Raw genomic sequence first — 26,995 nt, forward strand, 5'->3', positions numbered from 1 at the left:
AAGCCGACAATGGTACGCCAATGGCAGCGGCACGCGCACGGGTGCGTGCGCCGCTGCCGTCAATCGATGAGCTTGCCGTCCGCGTCGAAGAACGGGTGCCGCGCCCCGTGATCGCCAATGGCCGCCAGATGCGTGACCAGGCCGTGTTGCGGGTGCCACCAGTGCAGCAGGTAGCCCGGCGGCTCCATGCGGAAGCACGACGGCGCCTGCGGGTCCAGGTCCAGCGCCACCTGGTGCGCCGGGCCCGGCGCGGTCATGGCGACGGTGCCGCCAAAGCGGCGCGTGATCTGGCGGTGCAGATGGCCGCAGATCACGCGTTCCACCTGCGGATGCCGGGCGATGACCGCTTCCAGGGCCGCCGCGTTGTCCAGCCCCTGCACGTCCATGTGGCCGATGCCGGTATGGAACGGCGGATGGTGCAGCATGACCAGCGTGGGCTGCTGCGGCGCGGCGGACAGCGCGGCATCGAGCCACGCCAGCCCGTCGGGCTCGGCACGGCCTCCGGGCTTGCCGGGCACGGTGCAGTCGAAGCCCACCAGCCGCAGCGGGCCGGCATCGATGGCGTAGTGCACCGGCGCCTCGCCGTCGCCGTTGGCGAACAGGTAGTCGTGATCGGCAAACACGCGGCGCAGCGACGTGCGGTGATCGTGGTTGCCGGGCAGCAGCTTCACCGGCATCGGCAGGCGCTGCAGGATGTCGCGCAGGAAGCGGTATTCGTGGACATCGCCGAAGTCGACCAGGTCGCCGGTGACCACCACCATATCGGGCAGTTGCGGAGCCGCCAGCAGCGTGTCGATGGCCGAGTGCAGCGCGCCGGCAGTGTCCACCATGCGGTAGGACAGCTTGCCACCGGCCTTGATGTGCAGGTCGGTCAGTTGCGCCAGCAGGTAGGGCGCCGGGTTTGCGAGGGTCATACGGCTTGGCAAAGCGTGATCAGGTGTTGGGTATCGATGCGCAGGCCCACGCGCGTGCCGGCGGCCCAGGCATCGCGGCGGGCGGTGTCGACGATCAGCGGCGCGGTGGCGCCCACATCCACCAGCAGGCGGGTGTGGTTGCCCAGGAACAGCGCGGTGACGACCGTGCCTTCCACATGGGCATCGTCGGCGTGCACCAGCGCCACGTCCTCGGGCCGGAACATCAGGCGCGCGGTCGATGTCGTCGGCGCATCGTCGGGCGGCCCCATCGGCACCGTGCCGCCCGGCACGCGCCAGCGGCCCGCCTCGGCCGTGCCCGGCAGGTGGTTCATGGTGCCGATGAAGTCGGCCACGAACGCATTGGCCGGGGCGCGGTAGATGTCCTGCGGCGTGCCGGCCTGGGCAATGCGGCCCTTGTCCATCACGATGATGCGGTCGCCCAGCGCCATGGCTTCGGCCTGGTCGTGCGTGACGTACACGGCCGTGATATGCAGGCTGCGCAGCAGCTGGTTGATGTCGGCGCGCAGCGCATCGCGCAGCTTGGCATCGAGCGCGGTCAGCGGCTCGTCCAGCAGCAGCACGCGCGGCTGCACGGCGATGGCGCGCGCCAGCGCCACACGCTGGCGCTGCCCGCCGGACAGCTGGTCGATGCGGCGGTCGGCAAACGGCTCCAGGTGCATCATCGCCAGCATCTCGTCCACGCGGCGGCGGCGCGCGGCGCTGTCCACGCGCCGTACGCGCAGACCATAGGCGATGTTCTCGGACACGCTCATGTTCGGAAACAGCGCGTAGTTCTGGAACACCATGCCCACCCCGCGCTGCTCGATGGGCTGGTCGGTCACGCGCGTGTCGCCAAACCACACCTCGCCGCCGGCATCGGGCTGCTCCAGACCGGCGATGATGCGCAGCGTGGTGGTCTTGCCGCAGCCCGACGGCCCCAGCAGCACCACGGTTTCACCGGCACCGATATCCAGGTCCAGCGGCTGCAGCGCCAGCGTGCCGTCTGCGAACGTCTTGGCGCACTGGCGCAGGCGGATGGGGGTGGGCTCATGCATGGCGGCTTCCTGGAACGGTGGAGGCGTTGGGGGCGGGGACGGTCTGTGGCAAGCCCAGGGGCGCGTCCTGGGCGGGTTCGGCCACCGGTGCATGGCGGCGTGCGCGGGCCCCCAGCGCGCTGGCGGCCTGCATGAACACCAGCATCGGGATGATCATGACGAAGAACACGATGGTGTAGGCCGACCCGATTTGGAGCCGCATCGACGCGTAGCTGTCGGCCAGGCCCACGGGCAGTGTCTGCGTGGTGGGGGTGTGCAGCATCCAGGTCAGGTTGAACTCGCCCACCGACAGCGTCACCACCATCAGCGCGCCGGCCAGGATGCCCTGGCGGCAGTTCGGCAGCACCACCGTGAAGAATCGCTGCAGGCGCGTGGCGCCCAGGCTCGCCGCGGCGTCTTCCAGCGTGCGGATATCGATGGCCGACAGGATGGCCAGCACCGCCCGCACCATGAACGGCAGCGTGAACACCACATGGCCGATCAGGATGAACACCCAGCTCGTGCGCAGGCCTTGCCAGCTGCCGTAGAGCAGGATCAGGCCCAGCGCGGTGGCCAGCCCGGGCAGCGCCACGGGCAGCATCAGCAGTTCCTCGATCAGGCGCGTCACCCGGTTGCGCCGCAGGGCCATGTAGTACGCGGCGGGCACGCCGATCACCAGCGTGCAGGCCAGGCAGGCCAGCGCGATGCCCAGCGACAGGAAGATGGTGTTGCGATAGAGCGACCAGACTTCCTCGAGCCAGCGTGTGGTGAGGCCGCTCGACAGGCCAACGAAGATGTTATTGGTCAGGCCGGCCAGCACGGACAGCACCACGGGCACGGTCATGAAGGCGCAGACCAGCAGGGTCAGCGTCAGTTGCAGCCAGTAGCCGGCGCGGCGGGGTAGGGCGGTCATCGATAGTCCTCGGCAATGTGCGTTTGACCGGACGGCGTTTCAGGCGGTGGCGGCGACGGCGTCGCCGGAATACCAGCGCGCCAGCGCCAGCAGGGCCCAGGTGACCACGCCAAGCAGGATCGACAGCGCGGCGGCCATGCCGAAGTTGGCGTAGTTGGTGAACTCGTTGTAGATCGTCAGCGGCAGCACGTCGAGCTGCGTGGCCAGTGTGAAGGCGGTGCCGAACGCGCCCATGCTGGTGGCAAAGCAGATCGCCCCGCTGGACAGCATGGCCGGCATCAGCGCGGGCAGCATCACGTCGCGCACCACGCGCCACGGGCTGGCGCCCAGCGAGCGCGCCGCTTCCTCCAGCGACGGGTCGAGCTTTTCCACGGCGGCCATCACGGTCAGGATCACGCGCGGAATCGAGAAATAGAGATAGCCGACGAACAGGCCGGCCAGCCCGTAGGCGAAGGTCCATCGCTCGCCCGCGAGCACATCGCCGATGCTGGCCAGCAGGCCGTTGCGGCCCCCCAGCATGATGACCATGAAGCCGATCACCACGCCCGGGAACGCCAGCGGAAAGGTCAGCATCGCCACCAGCACCGGCTTGCCCGGCACCGGGTGGCGCTGCAGGAAGGTACCGGCGATGCCGGCGATCACCAGCGTGGCCAGCGTGACCAGCGCGGACAGCACCACGGTCACCATCAGGCTGTGCAGATAGCGGGCACTGGTCAGCACGGTCCAGTAGACCCCCGCGCCGTCGCGGCCGGTCAGGCTGACTTCGATCAGCCGCGCCATCGGCAGGCAGAAGAACGCCAGGAACACGAGCAGCGCGGGCAGCGCGAACAGGAAGAGGGCGGGAGATCGCTGGGTCATGGTGCGGGCGCGGGCCGGTGGATTAGCGCACTTCCTTCAGGTACTGGTCGCTGAAGGCCTTCTGCGACTGGGCCATCTTGCTGAAGTCCACCGGCTTGGCGCGGGCGTAGTCGGCGGCGGGCAGGAAGCGCGACTGCACGTCGGCCGGCATCGGCACGTTGCGCACCGGACGCAGGTAGGCGTTGGCCCACAGCGCCTGGCCCTGGTCGGACAGCACGAAGTCCAGCACCTTGCGGCCTTCGGCAGCGTGCGGCGCGTTGTTGACCAGGCTCATCACGTAAGGCACCACCAGCGTGCCTTCCTTCGGAATCACGAAGGCCACGTTGGCGCGATCCTTGTACTTCGCGCGGTAGGCGTTGAAGTCGTAGTCGAGCAGGATGGGGATCTCGCCGGACAGCACGCGCGCATAGGCGGTCTGCTTCGGCACGATGGGCTGGTTCTTCTGCAGGTCGCGGAAGTACTTGAAGGCCGGGCCGAAGTTGTCCAGCGAGCCGCCCAGGGCCTGGTTCACGGCCACGGCGCCCACATAGCCGACAAAGGCGCTGGCCGGATCGAGGTAGCCCACCAGGCCCTTGTATTCGGGCTTGAGCAGGTCCGCCCACGACTGCGGCACGGGCTTGCCGCGCAGCGCGTCGACGTTGACCATGAAGCCCAGCGTGCCGGAATGGATCGCAAACCAGTTGCCTTGCGGATCTTTCAGGCCGTCGGGGATGTCGTTCCAGTGGGCCGGCTTGTACGGCTGGGTCACGCCGTCGGCCTTGGCCTGGATGCCGAAGGTCACGCCCAGGTAGGTCACGTCGGCCACCGGGGCGGCCTTTTCGGCCACCAGCTGTGCCAGCGACTGGCCCGAGTTCTTGTTGTCGAACGGCACGGTGACGCCGGTCTTTTCCTTGATCGCGCGGATCTGCGCGGCCCAGTCGGCCCATTCGGGCGGGCAGTTGTAGCAGATGGCGGTCTGCGCGGCGGCGCCCTGGCTGAAGGCGGCACAGGTGGTGGCGACAGCGGCGGCGGTGGCCAGCCAGCGCAGCGGACGGCGCCAGAAGGATTGCGTCGACATGTAAGGCTCCCTGGTTAGGTCGGTCGGTGAGTCGGTCAGTCGGTGGTCGGTCGGATCAGGCAGGAACTGCGGGCGCGCTGACGGTGCCCTCGATACGTAATGCGTGCGGCAGCAGCGTGGCGTTGCCGTCGGCGCCGGCCGAGCCGACATCGAGCCGGTGCAGCAGTTGCGTGATGGCCCGCGTGCCAATGTCGGCATTGGGCTGGACGACGGTGGCCAGCGGCGGCTCCACGAGCGCGCCAAGGGCGATACCGTCGTAGCCCAGCACCGAGACATCGCGCGGCACGCGCAGGCCCAGGCGCTTGAGGTCGGAAATCACGCCGATGGCGAGCAGGTCGTTGGTGCAGAAGAACGCGGTGGGGGCGTCGGGCTGCGCCATCAACGCCTGGATCTGGGGCGCGTTGCTGGCCGTGTGGGACGGCAGGTTGACCGGCTCGCGTACCGGCAGGCCGTGGGCGCGCATGGCATCGGCATAGCCGGCAAAGCGTTGGCGCGCGCGGTCGGACGCGGTGAAGGCACCCGAAATCACCGCGATGCGCCGATGGCCCGCCGCGATCAGCGCGTTGACACCCTCGCAGGCACTGGTCTGGTTGTCCACCGACACCGAATGCCGGCCGCGCTGCATGGCGTCGCGCGACACCTGGTTGTAAGCCAGCACGTAGGGCACCGATTCGCGGTCGAGCTGGTCCAGCACGGTGCTGTCGCAGGCGTCGGCCACGGTCAGCACCATGCCGTCGACGCGGTGACGCAACAGGTATTCGATACGCTCGCGTTCGCGGGCCGGATCGTAGTTGCTGGTGACCAGCATCAGGGAGTAGCCTGCCTCCATGGCCGATTCTTCAATTCCGCGCCAGCATTCGGCAAACACCGCGTTATCCAGCGTGGGCAGCATGACGCCGACGATGCGGGTGCGTTGCGCGCGCAGCTTGGCGCCCAGCAGGTTGGGGCGGAACGACAGCCGGCGCGCGGCCTCGTGCACGCGCTGGGCGGTGGCTTCGCGCACCAGCTGCGGATGGCTGAAGACGCGCGACGCAGTGGCCAGCGACACCTTGGCGGCCAATGCCACGTCGGCCAGCGTGACCCCCTGGCCAGGTTCGGCGGAAGCCAGGCGGGGCGGCAGGACGGCGCGGCGGGATGTTGGCATGCGTTCCTCATCGGATGGCGCACTTCAGGATGAAAACGTTTTCATTGAAGTGCCGAAAAAGCAGGCGTCAAGGAAAATTTGCGCTGCGCCGCCGCAAAACGGGCAGCGCAGGCTCTCGCGCCTGTCATCGTCGCGCATTGTCACGGGGCTCTGTGACGGGCCGATGACAGCGCAAGCGCAATCTGATTGGCCGGGCGGCCTTACTTCGACTTCGGTGCCGCGCTGAACGTCTTGTTGGCGATCTTCCACACGCCGTCGATCTGCAGCAGGTTCATATAGTCGGTGAACGTCACCTCGGGGTAGTCCAGCACGATCTTCGCCGTGGCGGCGTTGCCCACCACGTCGAAGCTGGCGATATGGCGGCGGCGCTCGGCCTCGTCGGGCTGCGGCTGGCCCTGGAAGCGCTTCGAGAACTCGTCCACCGTCAACGAGTGCAGCGCGCCGTCGCGGAACGAAATGATGCGGGCGTCGGCGTGGAACGCCTGGAAGATGTACTCGGCCTTGCCTGTGCGATGGGCCTCCAGATACTGCTCCAGCGGTGCCAGCGCGGGAATGTGCTGCGAGGTGGCGGCGTGTGCGGTCATGTCTGTCCTCCGTATTGATTTGGGTTGGGCCGGGCCCGGGCGGGCGCCACGGGTCGGCGGCGCCGTTCATTGTATCCGTAAATTGTATGCAAAATAGCTTCGGAAGGTGGCTGGCATCAGCGCGGGAAAATTTTCGTAACAGACTGCCGGGGTGGCGCGGTCAACCAACCGGCGCGTCGGACGTCAAACCGGCATTCCGGCGCGCGAGGTGCGCGCATGACAAGGGAACGGGCGCCTATGGAACACCTACGGATCGGCAGGTTGCGGCAATGGCGGGTACCCGGTGCGCTGGTCTGGCTGGCATGGCTGGCGATATCGGCGGTGCTGGTCGCCTGTGCATCGACGGCGGCCGATGATGCAACGCACCATGGCAAGCTGTCGGCGGCCGACCTGCGCTGGCTCAACACCGTCAGCTTTGGCGCCGACCAGGCCAGCGTACAGCGCCTGCAAGCCATCGGGCGGCAGCGTTATCTCGATGAGCAGATCAAGATGCCGCTGGCCGATCCGCCCCAGTTGGCCCAGTCCATTGCCGCGTTGCCGGTCAGCCAGGGCGACGCGCTGCAACGGACCCAGGCGCTGCGCGCCGAACGGCAGCGCATCCAGGCGCTGACCGACGAGACCGAAAAGCAGCAGGCCCGCGAGGCGCTGAACCGCCAGGGGCGCGACCTCGTGATCGATACCGGCCGCCGCCATCTGCTGCGCGCGCTCTATTCGCCGGCGCAACTGCGCGAGCAGATGACGTGGTTCTGGCTGAATCATTTCAACGTCTACGCGGGGAAAGGGCAGGTGCGCTACGCCCTGGCCGATTTCGAGGCACGCGCGATCCGCCCGCATGCCCTGGGCAAGTTCCGCGACCTGCTGATGGCTACGGTCACATCGCCGGCCATGCTCGAATACCTGGACAACGCCCAGAGCGCGGCCAACCGCATCAACGAAAACTACGCGCGCGAGCTGATGGAGCTGCATACGCTAGGCGTGGCGGGCGGCCCGAGCGGGTCGCGCTATACCCAGCAGGACGTGCAGGAACTGGCGCGCGTGCTGACCGGACTTGGCATCAATGCGCGGGGCGAGCCGCCCCGGCTGTCGGCCGAGCGCGCGGCCATGTACCGCAGCGACGGCCTGTTCGAGTTCAATCCGAACCGTCACGACTTCGGCGCCAAGACGCTGCTGGGCCAGACCATCGAGCCGCGCGGGTTTGCGGAGGTGGAGCAGGCCGTGTCGATCCTGGCGCGCGACTCGGCCACGGCGCGCTTCGTGTCGGCCAGGCTGGCCACGTACTTCGTGTCGGACAATCCGCCGCCGCAGCTGGTCGCGCAGATGGCCGCCACGTTCACGCGCACCGATGGCGACATCGGCGCGGTGCTGCGCACGATGTTCCTGTCGCACTGGTTCGACCAGTCGGCTGCCGAGGGCGCGCGCAAATTCAAGGACCCGATGGTCTTTGTGGTGTCGTCGATGCGGCTGGCCTATGACGGCCGGCCGGTATCGAACCTGCGTCCGATGATCAACTGGCTGAACCAGCTTGGCGAGCCGCTATATGGCCACGTGGCGCCCGACGGCTATCCGCTGACCGAGAGCGCATGGGCCAGTTCGGGCCAACTGGTCAAGCGTTTCGAGATCGCGCGCACGATCGGCAGCGGGCCGGCCGGGCTGTTCTCGGACGAAAGCGGGCAGCCCGCCGCGCAACGCGGATTCCCGATGCCGAACAACCGCATGTTCTACGACACCATCGAGGGCACGCTGGGCGCGGCCACGCGCCAGGCGCTGGCCCAGGCGGGCTCGCAGCAGGAATGGAATGCCGTGCTGCTCAGTTCGCCGGAATGGATGCAGCGGTAGCGCCACGGCAAGGGATCCAACGATAGGGGACAACCATGAACCGACGCCACTGGCTCAGGACGATGGGCGGCGCGGGGCTCGCGCTGACGCTGCCAACCCTGACATCGCGCGTGTTCGCGCTGCCGGCCCAGGCCGATGCGCGCTTCCTGCTGGTGTTCCTGCGCGGCGGCTATGACGCGGCCAACGTGCTGGTGCCGTCCGGCAGCGATTTCTACTACGCGTCGCGACCCAATATCGCCATCCGGCCGCCGGTGGCGCAGGGCGCCGCGCCAGACCCGGCAGCCGCGCTGCCGCTGGGCGTCGATGGCTGGGCGCTGCATCCCGCGCTGGGTGCCACGATGCTGCCGATGTGGCAGCGCCAGCAACTGGCGTTCGTGCCGTTCGCCGGCACCAGCGACATGTCGCGCAGTCATTTCGAAACGCAGGATGGCATCGAGGCGGGACTGGCCGGCGACGGCCATGGCGAAGGCTCGCCCAAAGGCAGCGGCTTCCTGAACCGGCTGACGCAGGCCATGGGCGGGCAGGCGGCGCCGGTGGCCTTCACCGACGGCCTGCCGATGGTGCTGTCCGGCGCCGCAAACGTGCCCAACGTGTCGCTCAAGGGCACCGGCCGCACACCGTTCGATGCGCGCCAGACGCAGACCCTGGCGCAGATGTACAAGGGCACGCGCTTCGAGTCGCTGATTGCAGAAGGTTTCGACCTGCGCCAGACCGTGGCCGAACAGGCCGAGGCGATGCGCAAGCACGAGGCGGCCATGCGCGCGGCCAGCGCGGGCGCGGCTGGCGACGCCATGTCCGGACGCATGCAGGAGATGCAGGCGGCCAACCGGCGTGCGTTGACGGCACGCGGTTTCGAGCAGGAAGCGCGCCGCATGGCCGGGCTGATGCGCGATAAATTCAACCTCGGCTTTATCGACGTGGGCGGCTGGGACACGCACGTCAACCAGGGCGGCGCGCAAGGACAGCTGGCCAACCTGCTCGATAACCTGGGGCGCGGCATTGCCGGGTTCTCCGAGGAAATGGGGCCGGCGTGGCACAACACCACCGTGGTGGCCATCTCCGAATTCGGGCGCACGTTCCGCGAGAACGGCACGCGCGGCACCGACCATGGGCACGGCACGGTCTACTGGGTGGCGGGCGGCAACGTGCGGGGCGGGCGCATGGTGGGCGAACAGGTCGCCGTTGGCCAGCCAACCCTGAACCAGAACCGCGACTATCCGGTGCTCAACGACTACCGGGCGGTGCTGGGCGGCCTGTTCCGCAGGTTGTACGGGCTGGACGACAACCGCCTGGCACAGGTATTTCCGGGCAGCCGGCCACGCGATATCGGGCTGGTGTAGGGCAGGGCGCGACGTCGATCAAGGCTTGCGACGGCTGAAGCGTTGCTCGGTCACCTCGCTGCCCCATTGGGTGCCGGCCGCTTCGCTGGTCAGCACAAAGCCGAACGACTCATAGAGATGGCGTGCCGAATCGAGGCCCTTGAAGGTCCAGAGCCAGGTCTCTTCAAACGCGTGCGCGTCCACGAACTGCATCGCGTTGGCCATCAGTTGCCGGCCGACACCGGAACCGCGCAGCGCGTCGTCGACGATAAACCAGCGCAGGTGGGCCGTACCCAGAGCCGGGTCGCCGTCGATGGCCAGGGACGCCAGCGTGCGGCCGTCGTCGTGGTACAGCCACAGCGCCTTGCCCGGCGCCGGCAGCATGGCGGCAAACTCGGCCAGTTCGGTGGCCACCCGCTTTTCGAAAAAGGCACCAAATCCCCAGTGCTCCGCGTAGAAGCGCCCGTGCAGGCTCGCGATATCGCCGATGCAGCCGGGCCGGTAGCCTTCGACGATGGGCAGGCTGTCGGGCTCGCCCCCGGCGGCCTTGGCGGCGTTGTCCTGCGCCAGCGCGTCGGCATAGAGCGCCAGGGACCGCAGCAGCGCCTGCTGGTCGGACGGGAGCATCCGGCGCAGCGCATTGGATACCTGGTCGGTTGCGAACTGGTCGATCTTCTCCCGCAGCTTTTTGCCCTTCGGCGTCAGGAACAGCTCCGTGGCACGCGCGTCCTCGCTGGAGATCCGACGATGCAGAAACCCGGCGGATTCCAGCCGCGCCACCTGCCGGCTGGTGTTCGATTTATCCAGCCGCAGGATCCGGCCCAAATCCCTGGCATTGATGCCGGGCGTCATGCCGATCTCCAGCACCGCGTGCACGGCCGAAGGCGCCAGGTCGCTATCGGCCAGCGTGGCACGCATGAAGCCCAGTTCGCGCACCAGGCGGCGCGAGAAATCGCGAAGTTCGAGGATGGTCCCGTCGCGGGATTGGGCGGGCGCTTCGATCAGGTCCATGGTGGCCTCCGGCAGGCTGTCAAGTTGCCGCATTGGTTGCGACACGCAAGCAATATTAGTTGCGATACGCAACCTTGTCAAAGCCTGGCTGGCCTGTTCACCCTCCCAAAGCAGTACGTGCGATGCCTCAAGTCGGCCCCGGAAGTGCCGTTATCTCAACAGTGGGCGTGGCACCTGCCCACCGAATGATTCGTACAACACGATTCCTAGCCAGTTTGAGTGCAAGCCTTGTCGCGACCCCTGACGCCATCCATTGCCGATTGCCTCGAACAACAACTGCTGCGGCCGGTTTTCCAGCCGATCGGCTCGCTCGTCACGGGCGATGTGTTCGGATACGAGGCACTGATCCGCGGCCCGATGGGTACGCCGATGGAGAGCCCGATCGCGCTGTTTGCCGAAGCGGCACGCGTGGGCAAGCACGTGGAACTCGAACGTCTGGCCGCGCGCATCTCGATCCGGGCGTTCATGGAATTCGACCTGCCCGGCAAGCTGTTCCTGAACTACAGCGCCGATTCGATGCGCAATATCGAGGACACTCGCGACGAGGTGCGGGTCTTTCTGCAGGCGCAGGGGCTGCCGTCCGAGCGCATTGTGCTGGAGCTGACCGAGCAGGCGCCACTGGGGCCGCTGGATACGCTGGCCAAGGCCGTGTTTTCGATTCGCAGCCGCGGCGCGCAGTTCGCGCTGGACGACTACGGTACCGGCCATGCCGGCCTGGGGCAGTGGATTGCCCTGCAACCCGATTACGTGAAGATCGCGCGCGTCATCATCGACGGCGTGGCGTCGTCGCAGTTCCAGCGCGAGGCGCTGCAGGGGCTATGCAAGCTGGCCCGCACGGCTGGCACGCGGCTGATCGCCGAGGGCATCGAGCGCGTGGACGATCTGCTGGTGTGCCGCGACATGGGTATCGATCTGGCGCAGGGCTACCTGCTTGCCCGCCCGACGCCGGAACCGCCGCTGTCGCTGTCCGACGCATCGCTGCGCGCGATGCATCGCGGCCGGCTGAGGATTGCCAGGTAGGGGTTGCAGATGGCTTTCTGCCCTCACCCAGTTGTGGGGAAGGGGGCAGGTCAGGGCGCCGCGGGCGCCGACGCCGCCACGGGCGCGGAGGCGGGCGCCGGGGTCGGTGCCGGGATCGGTGCCGGGGCAGGCCCCGGCGGCGCTGCCGACGGTTCGCTCGATGCTTCCATCTCATGGCCGCCCGGGGGCACGGCCTCCACCACTTCACCGGGATCCAGCGCCAGGCCGCTGTCCGCCGATGCGGCCGTGGCGGGCGCCGAAGCGGGCGGCATGGCGTCCGCGTCCGTGGCCGGCAAGACCGGCCGGCGCGGTGCCGGGCGCGGCAGTGGCGCGCTGTCGTCCTTCCGGTTCGAGGCAAACAGCTTCTGATACCAGCCGCGTACCGTATCGGTCAGCCCCGAATACCACGTCTTCTCGTCGACTTCGGCAAACCGCGCGCGCGGATCTACGATGCGGGCGCGCAGGGCGCGCTGGTAGAAGTCGCCGACGATGGGCAGCGCGCTGTGCGCGCCCTGGCCCCAGTAGTCGCTGCGCAGCGTCACGCGGCTGTCGTTGAAGCCCACCCACGCGCCCGCCACCAGTTGCGGATGCATCAGGATGAACCAGCCGTCGGCGTTGTCCTGGGTCGTGCCGGTCTTGCCGGCCACGTCGGCGCGAATGCCGTAGCGCGTGCGGATGGCCGTGCCGGTGCCGCGATCCACCACGTCGCGCATCACGTCGAGCAGCGTTTCGTTGGCAGTGGCCGATAGCGCGCGCTCGGGCGACGCGGGGCGGAAGCGGGCCAGTTCCTTGCCGTCGCGGTCCGTGATGCTGGTAATCATCGACGGCGCGATGTACTGGCCGCCGTTGGCGATCGTGCCATAGGCGCTGACCATCTCCTTGAGCGTGACGGGGCTCGTGCCCAGCGCCAGCGATGGCACTTCCTCCAGTTTGCTGTCGCGCACGCCCATGGCGCGGGCCAGCTTCGCCACGCGGTCTGCGCCCAGGTTCTGCACCAGTTGCGCCGTGATGGTGTTCCTGGAATAGACCAGGCCGTCGCGCAGGCTCATCGGGCGGCCGGTGGCCGCCGTTTCGTCGGTCGGCCGCCAGATCTCGCCGCCGGCGAGCTTGATTTCCACGGGCTGGTCGATGAAGGTCTCGTCGGGGCTCTGCCCGCGCGCGAATGCGGCGCCATAGACGAATGGCTTGAACGTGGAGCCGGGCTGGCGGCGGGCCTGGGCGACGTGGTCGAACGCGTCCACGGTGAAATCGCGGCTGCCCACCCACGCGCGGATCTCGCCGGTGGCCGGGTCCAGCGCCATGAAGCCGGCCTGCACGCGGGTCTTGTTCTGGCGCAGGTTCTGCATGAACGCGCTGTCGCGCATCAGGTGGTTCAGCGCATCGGCGTCGGTCTGGCCGCCGGCCACGGCGGCGCGGTACTCGGGCGTTTCGCGCACGAACTGCTGCACCAGGCCGCGGCTTTCGGCCCAGCCGGCGCGTGGCGCCCAGGCGGCATTGGCAATCGACTGCAGCTGGTTGCCCTGGCGTGCCAGCGCCTGGTTGGCCATCGCCTGCAGGCGGGCATCGATCGTCGTATGGACGACCAGGCCGTCGGTGTACAGGTTGTAGTCGTTGCTGTCGGCCCACGAGATCAGCCACTTGCGCAGTTGCTGCGCGAAGTGGGCGGCCGGGCCCGGTTCCTCGATCTGCCGCTCGAAATCGATGCGCAGCGGGCGCCTGGCCAGCACCTGGTAGCGGGCGGCGTCTAGCTTGCCGCGCTTGACCATCTGCGCCAGCACGATATTGCGGCGTTCCAGTGCGCGCTGCGGGTTCAGCACCGGGTTGTAGTAGCTGTTGCCCTTGAGCATGCCGATCAGCGTGGCGGCTTCCAGCACGTCAAGCTGGCGGGCGGACTTGTCGAAATACGTGCGCGCGGCCATCTCGATGCCGAACGCGTTGTACAGGAACGGCACCGTGTTCAGGTACGTCTCCAGGATCTCGTCCTTGGAGTACAGCGCTTCGATCTTCAGCGCCGTGATCGCTTCCTTGAGCTTGCGCGTCAGCGTGGGCGCCCGGCCGATTTCGTCCGGATAACGGTTGCGCGCCAGTTGCTGGGTGATGGTCGAGCCACCCTGGCGGTCGCCCGAGAACGTGTGCAGCGCGGCGGATGCGGTGCGGCGCCAGTCCAGCCCGAAGTGCTGGTAAAAGCGGTGATCCTCGGTGGCGATCAGCGCATTGACGACGTTGGGCGAAATGTCGGCCAGCTTGACCCAGTCGCGGTTGGCCCATCGGTAGACGGCCAGTTCCTTGCCGTCGGCCGACAGCACCTGGGCCGGCTGCTCCGACTTGGCCTTGCGGATGTCGCTGATGCCGGGCGTAAACGGGATCAGCAGCAGCAGGTAGAGCAGCAGCAGCGCCGGAACCGCGGCCAGGGCCAGCAGGACGGTGCGTCGGCTGGGCCGGCGCAGGTGCTGCCTGAACTGGGCCAGCCGTGGGGCGATATAGGTCTTGTATGAATCCAGGCGCATTGACGCAAGGCGGGGCAGGGCCGGTGCGCACCGTCACGGACCTGTCAAATGCCTTTCACGGAAAAGTGTGCATCCTACCTGAAGGCGGGTGGGGAAAACCCGCATTCTTCGCACCCATCGGCCAGACTTCCCCCCGAAGTGGGGTGTCCGAATCCGTTGTTGAGACGCCACAGACACATGGGTTTCATATTTCATTGAAACAATTCGCCTGCCCTCATCGGTCATCGTTTCGGAAAACGGTAGTACGTATCTCGTAGCCCCGTTCTGAAATAGTGACGGGGAAGCATCTCAATGTCTTAACAAATACGAGAACTCACAGTGAAGAAAGCACTATTTGCTCTGGCGGCAGCGGGTACCTGCGCTATCTCCGGCGTTGCATCGGCACAGTCCAACACCTCCGTGACGCTGTACGGCATCGTCGACGCCGGCATCGAATTCGCCAACCACTCGGGCACCGCGCCGGCAGCCACGGGCAGCAAGGCGATGGTGAGCTCGGGCAACATGTCCGGCTCGCGCTGGGGCCTGCGTGGCGCCGAGGACCTCGGTGGCGGCCTGAAGGCCATCTTCACCCTGGAATCGGGCTTCGACATCGACACCGGCACGTCGGGCCAGGGCAGCCGCCTGTTCGGCCGCCAGGCGTTCGTGGGCCTGCAAGGCAATTTCGGGGCCGTCACCCTGGGTCGTCAGCAAAACTCGCTGTATGACCTGTTCGGTGCCTACGACCCGATGGGCGTGGGCCCGAAGTACTCGCTGAACTCGGTTGACTCGGCCTTCAACGGTCGCGCCGACAACGCCATCAAGTACACGGGCAAGTTCGGCGGCCTGACCGGTACCGCCTTCTACAGCACGGGCCGTGACTCGACCGTGCCGGGCAGCACGGAAGTGCCGGGCAACTATCGCATCGGCCGCAACTTCGGCGCTGGCCTGGCCTACACCGCAGGCGCGTTCTCGGTGGGCACCGCCTACGACCAGTACCAGGGCAATGCCGCCAACGTGGCCGACCGCGCCGTCAAGCGCCTGGCCGTGGGCGGTTCGTACGACCTGGGCGTGGCCAAGCTGTTTGCCGGCTACCGCTGGATGCGTGACGACGGTATCGCCTCCCCCGCCACGGCTTCGTCGCGCAACAACGTGTACTGGCTGGGTGGCCTGTATCGCGTGACGCCGGCCCTGTCGCTGACCGGCGCCGCCTACTATCAGGACGCGCACAACAGCGGCAATGATCCGTGGATGTTCGTGCTGTCGGCCGACTACTCGTTCTCGAAGCGTACCGACGTCTACCTCAACGTCGCGTACACGAAGAACAAGGATTCGTCGGCACTGTCGATGAGCAGCTCGGCTCCGGTGACCCCCGGTGCCAACCAGACCGGCGCCGTGGTCGGTATCCGTCACCGCTTCTAAGGCAGGGAGACACCGGCAGACGGGGCCTTTCCCCCCGCACCTGCCGGATAACAAACGCCCCTCACCCGACTTGGCGGGAAGGAGGGGCGTTCTGCTTTGGAAGTGTCCGGCGTCGGTGTCCTGCGTCCGGGGCGCTTGCCTTGCGCGCCCCGGTCCACGTCAGGTCGCGGCGCCGTCGGCGGGGCGGTTTGCCCGGTCGGCCTGGGCATCGACCGAACGCAGCCGTTCCAGCGCCCGCGTCAGCAGGGCGCCTTCCTCGGCATCGGCCGTGGCACGCAGCGTCTGCACCGCGTGGTGCAAGCGCTCGCGATCTGGCGCGGCAAGCTTGTCGGTGTCCTCCATGGCCTCGATTTCCTTATCCACGCGCTTGCACAGCTTGCGCACGAACTCGGGGTCCAGCTGGCCTTGGCTGGCGCCATGCGCGATGTGGTAGATCAGGGCCGCAAGCCCCTCTGCCGTGGTCTCTGTTGCGACGGCTGGATCATGTTTCATGTCGGCTCCCCGGTGAGGTCGATTCATTCTAGTGATCGGCGACTGTCCCGGAAGTTGCGCTTTCCTCTGGGACGTCTTCAATTGTGCGGCCGGCGCCCCACGAGGTTCTTATTTCCGAAATATCTCATCGCCAGAATGTCATCTCGCTGGCCCGACCGAACACGTTGGGAACGCATATGCGACCGGAGGGGTCGCCGCGGGCCGGCAGCCGCACCGTTCCGGCGGATCACATGGCAGTCCACAGAGACACCGGTGAAGGAACGGCGGCGTTGCAATAAAGTACGCGGGGATCCGAGCCGTCCGTCAGGACGGCTCTATTTCTTTCCGGCCTCCCCACCGGCGTCGTCGCCACGTTTGCCCTGTCTTCGGCAACCTGCCGGCAGGCCGTGGCCAGTCCAATCCCGCAGCAGGCGACATTTGATTATCGTCAATATCCTGACGGTATTTTAAATCGATGCGATCACCCATCCGTCTCGGAATGGGATGGTCTCCGGTATTTCCCCCGGGCTCGCTCGCAACATCGATTTGCCCGGAATACGCGTGTTTATCGCGCCTCGGTATATTCGGCGGTCATGCATTTGCATGGCGATGCAGTATGCCAATTGAGTTGGCTAATCAAGCCAATTGAAACAATTGAATTTTCCCTGGATAACCGTCCACGTAGAGTGCAAAACGCTTGCTGCCGGCCGCGTCCGGTTTGTATCGCCCGATAAGTGTTTTTCGGACGCGCGCAGGAAGCCCGCTAGCAAGGCCGAGACATCCCCATTTTGCATTTCAATTCACTTGCATTACGGCAGCGGCTTTTGTAACCAACTACAAGGAGTTATTGATCCATGAACATCGGAAAAACTTTAAAACTTTCCGTAGTGGCAGTTGCCGTATCGGCCGCGCTGTACACCAATCCGCTGATGGCGAAAACGGATGTGACGCCGAACAGTTTCTGGTGGCCAGAGCAACTCGACCTGCAGCCGCTGCGCTTCAATTCGGCGGAATCCGATCCCATGGGCAAGGCCTTCAATTATGCGGAGGCATTCAAGACGCTGGATATCGAGGCGGTCAAGCGGGACATCGCCGGGGTCATGAAGACCTCCCAGCCCTGGTGGCCGGCTGACTTCGGCAACTATGGGCCGTTCTTTATCCGCATGGCCTGGCATGGCGCGGGCGTCTATCGCGTCTTCGATGGCCGGGGTGGCGCTTCGGGCGCCCAGCAGCGGTTCGAGCCGCTCAACAGCTGGCCCGACAATGTCGGCCTGGACAAGGCGCGGCGCCTGCTGTGGCCAGTCAAGCAGAAGTACGGCCGCAAGATTTCCTGGGGCGACCTCATGGTCCTGGCAGGCAACGTGGCGCTGGAAGAGATGGGCTTCAAGACGTTCGGCTATGCCGGCGGGCGCGTGGACGACTGGGAAGCCGAGATGGTGAACTGGGGCCCGGAAAAGAAAATGCTGGCCCACCAGCGCCAGGATGCGAAGGGCGCCCTGAAGAAGCCCTACGCGGCAACCGAGATGGGGCTCATCTACGTCAATCCCGAAGGGCCCGGAGGCAAGCCCGACCCGCTGGCCTCCGCCAAGGAGATCCGCGAGACCTTTGGCCGCATGAGCATGGACGATGTCGATACGGTGGCGCTGATCGCCGGCGGACACACGTTCGGCAAGGCGCACGGCGCGCACAAGCCGGCGGGCTGCGTGGGCAAGGAGCCGGCTGCCGCCGGTCTGGAAGAGCAGGGGCTGGGCTGGGTCAGCAAATGTGGCACGGGCCATGGCGTGGACACCGTCAACAGCGGGCTGGAAGGCGCGTGGTCGACCAACCCGACGCGCTGGACCCACGAATTCCTGACATGGCTCTACAGCTTCGACTGGGAAACGACCAAAGGTCCGGGCGGCGCGATCCAGTGGGTGCCCAAGAACAACGCCAGCGCCAATTTCGTGCCGGATGCCCATGATCCGAAGAAGCGGCACAAGCTGATGATGTTCACCACGGACATCGCGCTCAAGATGGACCCGGAGTACCACAAGATCTCGAAGCGATTCCTCGAAAATCCGAAGGAATTCGAGGACGCGTTCGCCAGGGCATGGTTCAAGCTCATGCATCGCGACCTGGGGCCGAAGTCGCGCTACCTCGGGCCCGATGTGCCCAAGGAAGACCTGATCTGGCAGGATCCGATCCCCAAGGTCGATCACAAGCTGGTGGACGACAAGGACGTGGCCAGCCTGAAGACCACCATCCTGTCGTCGGGCCTGACCATCCCCGAGCTGGTCCGCACCGCCTGGGCGTCGGCCGCGACCTTCCGCGTGACGGATATGCGGGGTGGCGCCAACGGTGCGCGCATTCGCCTGGCGCCGCAGAAGGATTGGGGCGTCAACGACCCTGCCGAGCTGGCCAAGGTGCTGGATCGTCTGGAGGCCATCCAGAAGGATTTCAATTCGGCGCAGAAGGGCAGTGGCAAGAAGGTGTCGCTGGCGGACCTGATCGTGCTGGGCGGGACGGCCGCGGTGGAAGAAGCGGCCCGCAAGGGCGGCCACAAGGTGGATGTGCCGTTCACGCCGGGCCGCATGGACGCTTCGGCGGAACAGACGAGCGTCCAGTCCTTTGCCGTGCTTGAGCCGGTGGCCGACGGTTTCCGCAACTACTATGGCAAGCAGAGCCCCCGCTCGCCGGCGGACATGCTGGTCGAGCGCGCGAGCTACCTGAACCTGAGGGTGCCCGAGATGACCGTGCTGCTTGGCGGCATGCGGGCGCTGGACGCCAATGCCGGTGGTTCGCGCCACGGTGTGTTCACCGATCGGCCCGGCACGCTGAGCAACGACTTCTTCGTCAATCTGCTCGACATGTCCACCAAGTGGTCGAAGTCATCGTCCGATCAGGGGGTGTATGAGGGCCGCGATCGTGCGACCGGCAAGGTCAAGTGGCAGGCTACCCCGGTGGACCTGATCTTCGGCTCGAATTCGGAGCTGCGCGCCGTCGCGGAAGTCTATGGGTCCGACGACAGCAAGGACAAGTTCGTCCAGGACTTTGCCAAGGCATGGGTCAAGGTCATGAACCTGGATCGCTTCGACAAGGCGGCGGCGACCGGGCTGTGACCGGGCTGTGACCCGTCCCCTGAGGCGCCGACTGGGCGGGTCGCAACGGCCCGCCCGGCACGGACACCTTGCGGCAGGTGTCGCAATCCGAACGTGGCTATCTATACTGGCTCTGTCGCGTGCCCGTGCACGCGGGGGAGCCAGCCACCATGACACCGAGCCGAATCGCCCGAATCGCGGTCATCGCCCGCATCGCCGTCCTCCTTGTGCCGGTCGGCCTTGCCGGCTGCGTATCGATCAGCAGCAGCGATCCCAATCCACCGCAATCGTCCACCGTGGTCACGCCCGCCGGCAGTGCAACCACGGTCTGCAGCCCCGGCCCCTGCTAGGGCGCCGGGCTGTCCGCGGGCCGTGCGCCATGCCGCGCGGCGGCCACGTCCCGCACCTGTCGCATGACGCCCTCGGCGAACAGCACCGGACCGTGCATCGGGATGCCCGCTTCGCGCAACGCGTCGGCCGTCCACGTATTGCAGGTATAGAAGCCGTTGTAGCGCGCCGTGGCGCCGAAGTAGAGTCCGCCGGGATAGGGGCCGTTGCCCAGCCCCAACGGCTCGCCGGCGTCGTTTTCCTGGATCGTCCGGTTCAGGAATGCGCGCAGGCGCCCGATGCCGGCTTCGTCCAGTTCCAGATCCACCACATTGCCCGCGCCGAACGCGGCGGCCGGCGTATCGCGCAGGATCGTCAGCAGGATCGCGCCATCGCCGGGGAGCAGGGCCGACAGCAGCGTCAGCGGACCGCGTTCGCCGGTAATCAGGTAGTGGCGGTCGCCAAAGCCGAAGCAGAGATAGTTGGAACCGTCGTAGCCCCGGGTCACGCGCAGGAGCCGCGCATCGGCATCGACGCTGCGGATGCAGATGTCGGTGTGCCAGTCGCGCTCGACCACCGAGATGGTCGTGAGGGGCGGCGCTGCCACGGCCGCCGGTGCCGTGGCGCAGCCGCACATGGCCAGGGTCGCGGCCGCGCCGATCAGGGCGATGCGCAGGCGGCCAGGCATGGTCAGGCGGCCGCCACGGTGCGCTCGATCAGCCCGGCCATCGCGGCCCGAAACTGGTCCGGATCGCCGCCGGCCTCGATTTCGAGCGCCGCGCGGTCGAACGCGGCGGACAGCAGGGCGGCCAGCGCATCGACCGGGGTGGCTGCAGGCAGCCCGTGGCCCAGGGCCGCCTGCAGCCCTTCGCGCAAGGTGCGGCCGGCGTGGCGGGCATCGAGCGCGAACATGGCAGCGGTGCCGAGCACGGCCGGGCCATCGATCAGAAGCAACCGCGTGCGCCCCGGCACCGTCATCGCCTTCAGATAGGCCAGGCTGCCGGCCAGCAGCGCATCGCGCACGGGCAGGTCCTGCGGCGCGGCGCTTTCGATATCCACCGCCACCGCGCGGGCCTCGTCTTCGAGGATGGCGCGGAACAGGTCCTGCTTGTCGGTGAAATGGTGATAGAGCGCCCCGCGCGTAATGCCGGCGGCCGCCGCGATTTCGGGTGTCGATGTGGCCGCATAGCCCTTGCGGATCAACAGGTCGCGGGCCGCTGCCAGTAGCGCCGTGCGCGTAGCCAGTGTGCGCTCCTGATTCGAGCGGGCCTTTCTATCTTGCATACATACAGCCTGTATGTTTAAATGGATCGGAAAGATGCAGGCTGTATGTTACGTCACGCCCCGCGTGGCGCCAACGATGGAGACACCGACCCATGCGAACCACCAGCTACTACCCCGTGTTGATGACTGAAGACGTGGCCGGGACGGCGGCGTTTTACGCCAGGCACTTCGGCTTTGCGCCAGTGTTCACCGCCGACTGGTACGTGCATCTGCAATCGGTGCAGGACCCGCAGGTGAACCTGGCCATCCTCGATGCCAGCCACGACACGATTCCGGCACAGGGGCGCGGCAGGACTGCCGCCGGCATGCTGCTGAATTTCGAAGTCGACGATGTGGATGCGGTGCATGCGCGGCTATCGGGCGCCGGGCTGCCCATCCTGCTGCCCCTGCGCGACGAGGCGTTCGGGCAGCGCCACTTCATCACCGCCGATCCGAATGGCGTGATGCTCGACATCATCACCCCGATCGCCCCGTCCGCCGAGTTTGCCGCCCAGTACGACGCCGACGCGTTGCCGGGCTGAACCCGCCACCGCGGCGGATATCGATCGCGGTCTTATGCGATGCCTGCCGCCTGCAGCCCCCACCCGGCCAGCGCGCACGCGAGCACCACCGCCCATGGCGGCACGCGCCAGACGGCCAGCGCAACCAGCGCCAGCAGGGCCAGCGCGAAATCCGCCGGAGCCAGCACGGCGCTGGTCCAGACCGGGTGATACAAGGCTGCCAGCAGCAGCCCCACCACCGCCGCGTTGACACCGGCCAGCGCCGCGCGGGTGGCGCCATGGCGGCGCAGCCGTTCCCAGAAGGGCAGCGCGCCAAAGACCAGCAGGAACGACGGCGCGAAGATGGCCACCACGCAGAGCGCGCCGCCGGACCAGCCATTGGGCGCCAGCGTACCGGCGGCGCCGAGGAACGCGGCGAACGTGAACAGCGGCCCGGGCACCGCCTGCGCCGCACCGTAGCCGGCCAGGAACGTATCGTTGTCCACCCAGCCCGGCGGCACCACGGCCGCCTGCAGCAGCGGCAGCACGACGTGACCGCCGCCGAAGACCAGCGCCCCGGCGCGGTAGAAGGCATCGAACAGGGCCACCGCGTGATTGCCGGACGCGCGCGCGGCAAACGGCAATCCCACCAGCAACACCGCGAAGGCGACCAGGCACAGCAGCGCCAGCCCATGGCCCACCGGCACGGACAGCGGTTCGTGCGGCACGGCATCGCTGCTGCGGAAGCGGCGCGCGCCAATCAGGCCCGCCACCACCATCACGCCCAACTGGCACGCCGGCGACGGCACCAGGCTGACCGCCACGGCGGCCAGCGCCATCAGCGTGATACGGGGGGCGTCGGGACAGAGCGAGCGGGCCATGCCCCAGACCGCCTGCGCCACCACGCCCACCGCCGCCACCTTGAGCCCATGCAGCGCGCCGGCCGGTATCAGGTTGCCATAGCGCGACAGGCCCAGCGCAAACAGGATCAGCGCCACGGCGGAAGGCAGCGTGAAGCCGATCCATGCCGCCAGCGCGCCCAGGTAGCCGGCGCGTGACAAGCCGACCACCATGCCCACCTGGCTGCTGGCCGGACCCGGCAGGAACTGGCACAGCGCAACGATATCGGCATAGGCATGTTCGCTGAGCCAGCGGCGCTGCGCCACGAACGCCTCGCGAAAATACCCAAGGTGCGCCACCGGGCCGCCGAACGACGTCAGGCCGAGGCGCAGGAACACCACAAATACTTCCCACGCGGCGCTCATGCCCGGTCTCCTTGGGTGTCGTTCATGCGGATGGTCGCTACCAGCCCGGTGCCTTCCGACGCCGGCCGGTTGGCCAGGTCGATCGACAGTCCATGCAGTTCGGCAATGCGCCGCGCGATGGAAATGCCGAGCCCGGTGCCCTGTTCATGCTGCGAGCCGCCCCGGAAGAAGCGGCTGCCCAGCCGCGCCAGCTGGTCGGGCTGCACGCCGGGGCCGCGGTCGGCCACCACGATGCAGTCGGGTTCGAAGGCCAGCGTGACGGTTGACCCCGCCGGGCTGTAGCGCAGCGCGTTGTCCATCAGGTTGCGCAACATGGTGCCAAGCAGCGTGGGGTCACCGCAAACGTCGATGGGTTTGGCGTCGGGGCGCGGCCAGACGATCTCCATGTCGACGTGGCGGCGTTCGGACAGCAGGAGGCAGTCGGAGAGCACGTGCTGGGAGACGTCGCGCCAGTCCACCGCGCTGCGCGAGGGCGGGCCGTTCTCGTCCTCCAGCCGGCTCATCGTCAGCAGTTGCGATACCAGGTGGCTCAGGCGGTCGATGCCGGCTTCGACGTTGATGGCAGCCTGGGCACGCTCGGCCGGATCGGCGGAGCGCCGGGCGACGTCCCACTGCGCCTTCAGCGCGGCCAGCGGCGTGCGCATTTCGTGCGCGGCATCGGCGGTCAGCCGGCGTTCGTGTTCGAGCAGGGCCGATACGCGGTCCAGCAGGCGGTTCATCGCGTGCACCAGCGGCGCCAGTTCGGGCGGCGCGTCGTGCAGCGAGATCGGCGTGGGATCGCCGGGAGCCCGCGTGGCGATGGTGTGCGACAGCGCCAGCATCGGGTGCAGCATCCGGCGGATGCCCCACACCAGCAGCGTGGTCAGCAACGGCAGCCCCACCACCCAGGGCAGCACCTGCGCCTGCAGGTACGACCACACCAGCTCCTCGCGCTCGGCCATGATCTGGCCCACGCAGACGCGCCAGCCGGCCACGGGCCCATCCAGATAGTAGAGGCGCCAAGGCACGCCATCGATCTGCCGGTCGGTAAAGCCGCGTACACCGGGCAGGCGCGGCAGGCGGTCGCCGTCGGGATCGATGTGGAACGGTTGGCCGGTGCCGCGCCAGGTGGCGATTGCCATGTCGCCAAGGCCGGCGGCGCCGAGGTCGCCCAGGTCGGTATCGCCGGGCACCATGCCGTCCGGCTGCGGGTGCGGAGGTACCGCGCCGGTGTTGATCAACGGCAGCACCGCCTGCATCTGCTGCGCCATGCGCACCATGGCGGTGTCATAGAACTCGTTGATCTCCATGCGCGCGTTCAGGAAGATCATGACGCTGGTGAGTACCCAGGCAAACGCCACCGACGCCAGCACGACCAGTATCAGCCGCCGCTGCAGGGTCATGCATCGTCCCCGTTGCCGTTGTCGGCCGAGGGGGTCTCCAGCGCGTCGAGCGTGCCGAGCGTGTAGCCGGCACCGCGCAGCGTGCGCACGATGCCGGGATGGATCTTGCGCCGCAGGTGGTGGATATGCACTTCGAGCGTGTTGCTCTCGGAACCTTTTTCCCACTCGTAGAGTTTGTCGCGCAGAAATTCGCGCGTCAGCACGCGGTTGGGGTGCGCCAGCAGCAGTTCCAGCAGCATCGATTCGCGGCTGGTCAGGTCCACCGACTTGCCCTGCCAGACGGCCAACCGCGCGGCCGGGTGGTATTCGAGCGGGCCGTGGCGCCATACCGGCTCGGGCATGCCCGCGGACCGGCGCGTGTGCGCGCGCAGGCGGGCAGCCAGTTCGTCCAGATCCACGGGTTTGATCAGGTAGTCGTCGGCGCCGGCATCGAGCCCGCTGATGCGGCTTTGCACCGCGTCCCGGGCGGTCAGCACTACCACCGGCGTCTGGCGGCCCTGGTTGCGCCAGCGCGAGAGCAGCGTCACGCCGTCCTGGTCCGGCAGGCCCAGATCCAGCAGCACCGCGTCGTAGTGCATGGCGGCGATGGCGCGGTCGGCATCGGCCCCGGTACGGAACCAGTCCACGGCGTGCCCCATCAGCTTCAGGCCGCGCTGCATGCCATCCCCCAACATGGGGTCGTCTTCAACGATAAGTATTCTCATGAGCGAACTGCTTGGAACGACTGTTTATTGGTATCGATTGAAACGGGACGCATGATGCACTTCGCGCGGTCCAAGCGTAGCATCGCGCCGGGTCAGGTGCACGCTTAATCTGAAATTAAGGCTGATTCCCTAATCTGCGCGCTCGATTCTCCAAGATCAACGCGCGTGCAGGACCGATTGGGCACAAACGCGACTTCGGCGAAGCCACCCGGATCCGACATGCACCTTCCTCCTAGCAAGCAACGCATCACGCACGAAGTGGCTGACCGGACCCGTCCGGTTTCGTTGCCGGCCGGCTTGCGCGTGTCTGCCGTGGCTGGCTGGACGGCGCTGTTCGTCGCTGTGGCGCTGCTGGTCTGGTTCGGTACGCTGGGCCTGCGGCACCTGGTGGGACCCGACGAAGGGCGCTACGCGGAAATCTCGCGCGAGATGCTGACCACGGGCGACTGGGTCACGATCCGCTACAACGCGCTGAAGTATTTCGAAAAGCCGCCATTCCACATGTGGGCAACCGCCGTGACCTACGCGCTGTTCGGCGTGGGCGAATGGCAGGCGCGCCTGACCGTGGCGCTGGCCGGCCTGCTGGGCATCGGCATGTCGATGCTGGCCACCTGGCGCTGGTTCGGGCCGCGTGCGGCCGCGTTTGCCGGCCTGGCGCTGCTGGCCGCGCCGATGTGGAGCGTGGCTGCGCATTTCAACACGCTCGACATGACGCTGGCCGGCGTGATGTCGTGCATCCTGGGCTGCATGCTGGTGGCCCAGCATCCGGACGCTTCGCCAACCAGCCGGCTGCGCTGGATGGTGGCGTGCTGGGCAGCGATGGGCGTGGCCATCCTGACCAAGGGGCTGGTGGGCATCGCGTTGCCCGGCCTGGTGCTGGTGGTCTACACGCTGGTCACGCGCGATTGGGGATTGTGGCGCAGGCTGCACCTCACGGCCGGTGCGGTGACGATGCTGGTCATCGCCATGCCGTGGTTCTACCTGGTGTCCGAGCGCAATCCCGAGTTCCTGAACTTCTTTTTTATCCACGAGCACTGGCAGCGATATACGTCCGGCGTGCATTCGCGCGGCGGCCCGATCGTGTACTTCGTGCCGCTGGTGCTGGCGGGCTTCCTGCCCTGGGCAGGCCTGTTCCCCCGGTTGTGGACAGCCATGCGCAGCGCGGCCCCAGCCGAGGATGCCACCGCGCGCGCGCGTTTCCGTCCGGCACTGATGGCGGGCATCTGGGCCATCGCCATCTTCGTATTCTTCAGCCTGTCGCGCTCCAAGCTGCCCGGCTACATCGTGCCGGTGTTCCCGGCGCTGGGCATCCTGGCCGGCGTGGCGCTCGACCGCATGGATGCGCGGGCCTGGGGCCGCCAACTGCGGGCCATGGCCATCGTTGCGATCTGCGGATTGCTGGCCAGCCCGATCGTGGCCACGCTCAACGCGAACCACACGCCGAATGCGTTCTACCGCGCCTATGCCGTCTGGGTCGCCGTGGCCTTCGTGGTGATGCTGCTGGCCATCCTGGCGGCGCGCATGCTGCTGCAGCGCCGTGGCGTGCTGCCCAGCGTAGCTGTCTATGCCTTGGGCATGTACATGGGATTCACCGCCGCGCTGCTGGGCCACGAGACGGTGGGCGGCCCGGCGTCGGGTGCCGACCTGGTGCCGCAGATCCACCAGCGGCTGACGCCGGGCATGAAGCTCTACGGCGTCAACATGCTGGACCACACGCTGCCGTTCTACCTGGGCCATCCGCTGACGATGGTGGGTGCGGCGGACGAACTGACGTTCGGCACCACGATCGAACCGCAACGCTGGCTGCCCGACGTGGCCGCCTTCGCAAAGGTCTGGAAGGGCGGCGAGCCCGCGATGGCGGTCATGTCGCCCCAGACCTACCTGGAACTGTCGTCCAGCATTCCACTCTACGTCGTGGCGCGCGACTGGCGCCGCGTGGTGGTGACAAACGTGGCGGTCCCGCCGCCGCAGTCGCGCTGACCGATCTTTGAACTACCCGTTTTGGCCGACATCGCGCGGCCCTTTTTTCGTTTTGAAAGATTCCCGATCCATGCAGCACAAGCGAGTCCTGATTCTTGGCGTCAACGGCTTCATCGGCCACCATCTGACGCGCCGCATCCTGGAAACCACGCAGTGGGAGGTCTACGGCATGGACATGTCGTCAGACCGCCTGGGCGACCTGGTGAACCATCCGCGCATGCACTTCTCCGAGGGTGACATCACCATCAACAAGGAGTGGGTGGAGTACAACATCCGCAAGTGCGACGTGATCCTGCCGCTGGTGGCCATCGCCACGCCGGCCACGTACGTGCGCAACCCGCTGCGCGTGTTCGAGCTGGACTTCGAGGCCAACCTGCCGATCGTGCGCAGCGCCGTGAAGTACGGCAAGCACCTGGTGTTCCCGTCGACCT

Annotated in this window: 24 protein-coding genes; 9 read left to right on the forward strand and 15 right to left on the reverse strand. The window is 67.3% G+C overall.

Features of this window, described 5'->3' with window-relative positions; all coding sequences use genetic code 11:
* Positions 1 to 59: 59 nt before the first annotated feature.
* The 7 genes from BLQ58_RS13585 to BLQ58_RS13615 all read right to left on the reverse strand — a co-directional run bounded on the left by BLQ58_RS13585 (position 60) and on the right by BLQ58_RS13615 (position 6,504).
* Entirely contained in the window at positions 60 to 914 is an 855-nt protein-coding gene (locus BLQ58_RS13585) for a phosphodiesterase (RefSeq protein WP_092598671.1), read from the reverse strand.
* Positions 911 to 1,969, reverse strand: a complete 1,059-nt coding sequence (locus BLQ58_RS13590) for an ABC transporter ATP-binding protein (RefSeq protein WP_092598675.1) — start codon at positions 1,967 to 1,969, stop codon at positions 911 to 913. The genes BLQ58_RS13585 and BLQ58_RS13590 overlap by 4 nt, the downstream gene beginning before the upstream one ends.
* Positions 1,962 to 2,861, reverse strand: coding sequence for an ABC transporter permease (locus BLQ58_RS13595; protein ID WP_092598678.1), 900 nt, complete (start codon positions 2,859 to 2,861; stop codon positions 1,962 to 1,964). The genes BLQ58_RS13590 and BLQ58_RS13595 overlap by 8 nt, the downstream gene beginning before the upstream one ends.
* Positions 2,862 to 2,900: 39 nt before the next feature.
* Positions 2,901 to 3,719 carry an ABC transporter permease gene (locus BLQ58_RS13600; RefSeq protein ID WP_092598681.1) on the reverse strand — a complete coding sequence of 273 codons (819 nt, stop codon included), beginning with the start codon at positions 3,717 to 3,719 and terminating at the stop codon, positions 2,901 to 2,903.
* Positions 3,720 to 3,741: 22 nt separating this feature from the next.
* A complete protein-coding gene (locus tag BLQ58_RS13605) occupies positions 3,742 to 4,776 on the reverse strand; it encodes an ABC transporter substrate-binding protein (RefSeq protein ID WP_092598684.1) in 1,035 nt (344 codons plus the stop codon).
* Positions 4,777 to 4,831: 55 nt separating this feature from the next.
* A complete protein-coding gene (locus BLQ58_RS13610; protein WP_092598687.1) occupies positions 4,832 to 5,920 on the reverse strand; it encodes a substrate-binding domain-containing protein in 1,089 nt (362 codons plus the stop codon).
* Positions 5,921 to 6,120: 200 nt separating this feature from the next.
* The gene (locus BLQ58_RS13615) at positions 6,121 to 6,504 is read right to left on the reverse strand and encodes a nuclear transport factor 2 family protein (RefSeq protein ID WP_092598690.1); all 384 of its coding nucleotides are present in this window, start codon (positions 6,502 to 6,504) and stop codon (positions 6,121 to 6,123) included.
* A 237-nt stretch (positions 6,505 to 6,741) separates the two neighbouring features.
* Between BLQ58_RS13615 and BLQ58_RS13620 the strand changes: the two genes are divergently transcribed.
* A complete protein-coding gene (locus tag BLQ58_RS13620; RefSeq protein ID WP_092598693.1) occupies positions 6,742 to 8,340 on the forward strand; it encodes a DUF1800 domain-containing protein in 1,599 nt (532 codons plus the stop codon).
* Positions 8,341 to 8,375: 35 nt separating this feature from the next.
* Positions 8,376 to 9,680, forward strand: a complete 1,305-nt coding sequence (locus BLQ58_RS13625; protein WP_092598696.1) for a DUF1501 domain-containing protein — start codon at positions 8,376 to 8,378, stop codon at positions 9,678 to 9,680.
* An 18-nt stretch (positions 9,681 to 9,698) separates the two neighbouring features.
* On the opposite strand, the gene BLQ58_RS13630 is transcribed toward BLQ58_RS13625, so the two are convergent.
* On the reverse strand, positions 9,699 to 10,670 hold the full coding sequence (locus BLQ58_RS13630; RefSeq protein ID WP_092598798.1) for a bifunctional helix-turn-helix transcriptional regulator/GNAT family N-acetyltransferase: 972 nt from the start codon (positions 10,668 to 10,670) through the stop codon (positions 9,699 to 9,701).
* A gap of 228 nt (positions 10,671 to 10,898) precedes the next feature.
* Here BLQ58_RS13630 and BLQ58_RS13635 point away from each other — a divergent pair, with 228 nt between their 5' ends.
* Entirely contained in the window at positions 10,899 to 11,690 is a 792-nt protein-coding gene (locus BLQ58_RS13635; protein ID WP_254775930.1) for an EAL domain-containing protein, read from the forward strand.
* Positions 11,691 to 11,740: 50 nt separating this feature from the next.
* Here BLQ58_RS13635 and BLQ58_RS13640 read toward each other — a convergent pair whose 3' ends face one another.
* A complete protein-coding gene (locus BLQ58_RS13640) occupies positions 11,741 to 14,197 on the reverse strand; it encodes a penicillin-binding protein 1A (RefSeq protein ID WP_092598699.1) in 2,457 nt (818 codons plus the stop codon).
* 318 nt (positions 14,198 to 14,515) lie between these two features.
* Between BLQ58_RS13640 and BLQ58_RS13645 the strand changes: the two genes are divergently transcribed.
* Positions 14,516 to 15,595 (forward strand): porin, encoded by a 1,080-nt coding sequence (locus BLQ58_RS13645; RefSeq protein WP_092598702.1) that lies wholly within the window; start codon positions 14,516 to 14,518, stop codon positions 15,593 to 15,595.
* Positions 15,596 to 15,754: 159 nt separating this feature from the next.
* On the opposite strand, the gene BLQ58_RS13650 is transcribed toward BLQ58_RS13645, so the two are convergent.
* Positions 15,755 to 16,087, reverse strand: a complete 333-nt coding sequence (locus BLQ58_RS13650; protein ID WP_092598705.1) for a hypothetical protein — start codon at positions 16,085 to 16,087, stop codon at positions 15,755 to 15,757.
* 833 nt (positions 16,088 to 16,920) lie between these two features.
* On the opposite strand from BLQ58_RS13650, the gene katG reads away from it, so the two are divergent.
* On the forward strand, positions 16,921 to 19,164 hold the full coding sequence (gene katG, locus BLQ58_RS13655; protein WP_092598708.1) for a catalase/peroxidase HPI: 2,244 nt from the start codon (positions 16,921 to 16,923) through the stop codon (positions 19,162 to 19,164).
* A 149-nt stretch (positions 19,165 to 19,313) separates the two neighbouring features.
* Complete coding sequence (locus BLQ58_RS28805) at positions 19,314 to 19,493, forward strand: hypothetical protein (RefSeq protein ID WP_139186110.1); 180 nt, start codon at positions 19,314 to 19,316, stop codon at positions 19,491 to 19,493.
* On the opposite strand, the gene BLQ58_RS13660 is transcribed toward BLQ58_RS28805, so the two are convergent.
* Both BLQ58_RS13660 and BLQ58_RS13665 read right to left on the reverse strand, forming a co-directional pair.
* A complete protein-coding gene (locus BLQ58_RS13660; RefSeq protein WP_092598712.1) occupies positions 19,490 to 20,158 on the reverse strand; it encodes a DUF2459 domain-containing protein in 669 nt (222 codons plus the stop codon). The genes BLQ58_RS28805 and BLQ58_RS13660 overlap by 4 nt on opposite strands.
* 2 nt (positions 20,159 to 20,160) lie before the next feature.
* Entirely contained in the window at positions 20,161 to 20,754 is a 594-nt protein-coding gene (locus BLQ58_RS13665; protein ID WP_092598715.1) for a TetR/AcrR family transcriptional regulator, read from the reverse strand.
* 92 nt (positions 20,755 to 20,846) lie between these two features.
* Between BLQ58_RS13665 and BLQ58_RS13670 the strand changes: the two genes are divergently transcribed.
* Entirely contained in the window at positions 20,847 to 21,275 is a 429-nt protein-coding gene (locus tag BLQ58_RS13670; protein ID WP_092598718.1) for a VOC family protein, read from the forward strand.
* 32 nt (positions 21,276 to 21,307) lie between these two features.
* On the opposite strand, the gene chrA is transcribed toward BLQ58_RS13670, so the two are convergent.
* Genes chrA through BLQ58_RS13685 form a run of 3 tightly spaced genes read right to left on the reverse strand, consistent with a single transcriptional unit; the run spans position 21,308 to position 24,584 of the window.
* Positions 21,308 to 22,498 (reverse strand): chromate efflux transporter, encoded by a 1,191-nt coding sequence (gene chrA, locus BLQ58_RS13675; protein ID WP_092598721.1) that lies wholly within the window; start codon positions 22,496 to 22,498, stop codon positions 21,308 to 21,310.
* Positions 22,495 to 23,880 (reverse strand): ATP-binding protein, encoded by a 1,386-nt coding sequence (locus BLQ58_RS13680; RefSeq protein WP_092598724.1) that lies wholly within the window; start codon positions 23,878 to 23,880, stop codon positions 22,495 to 22,497. Before BLQ58_RS13680 ends, chrA begins: the two co-directional genes overlap by 4 nt.
* A complete protein-coding gene (locus tag BLQ58_RS13685; protein ID WP_092598727.1) occupies positions 23,877 to 24,584 on the reverse strand; it encodes a response regulator transcription factor in 708 nt (235 codons plus the stop codon). Before BLQ58_RS13685 ends, BLQ58_RS13680 begins: the two co-directional genes overlap by 4 nt.
* Before the next feature lie 219 nt (positions 24,585 to 24,803).
* Here BLQ58_RS13685 and BLQ58_RS13690 point away from each other — a divergent pair, with 219 nt between their 5' ends.
* On the forward strand, positions 24,804 to 26,564 hold the full coding sequence (locus BLQ58_RS13690) for a glycosyltransferase family 39 protein (RefSeq protein WP_092598730.1): 1,761 nt from the start codon (positions 24,804 to 24,806) through the stop codon (positions 26,562 to 26,564).
* A gap of 70 nt (positions 26,565 to 26,634) precedes the next feature.
* The coding region (locus BLQ58_RS13695) for an NAD-dependent epimerase/dehydratase family protein (protein ID WP_139186111.1) at positions 26,635 to 26,995 on the forward strand (361 nt) is incomplete at its 3' end.

Origin of the sequence: Ralstonia sp. 25mfcol4.1, from assembly GCF_900104095.1 — a bacterium.
Taxonomy (GTDB): Bacteria; Pseudomonadota; Gammaproteobacteria; order Burkholderiales; family Burkholderiaceae; genus Cupriavidus.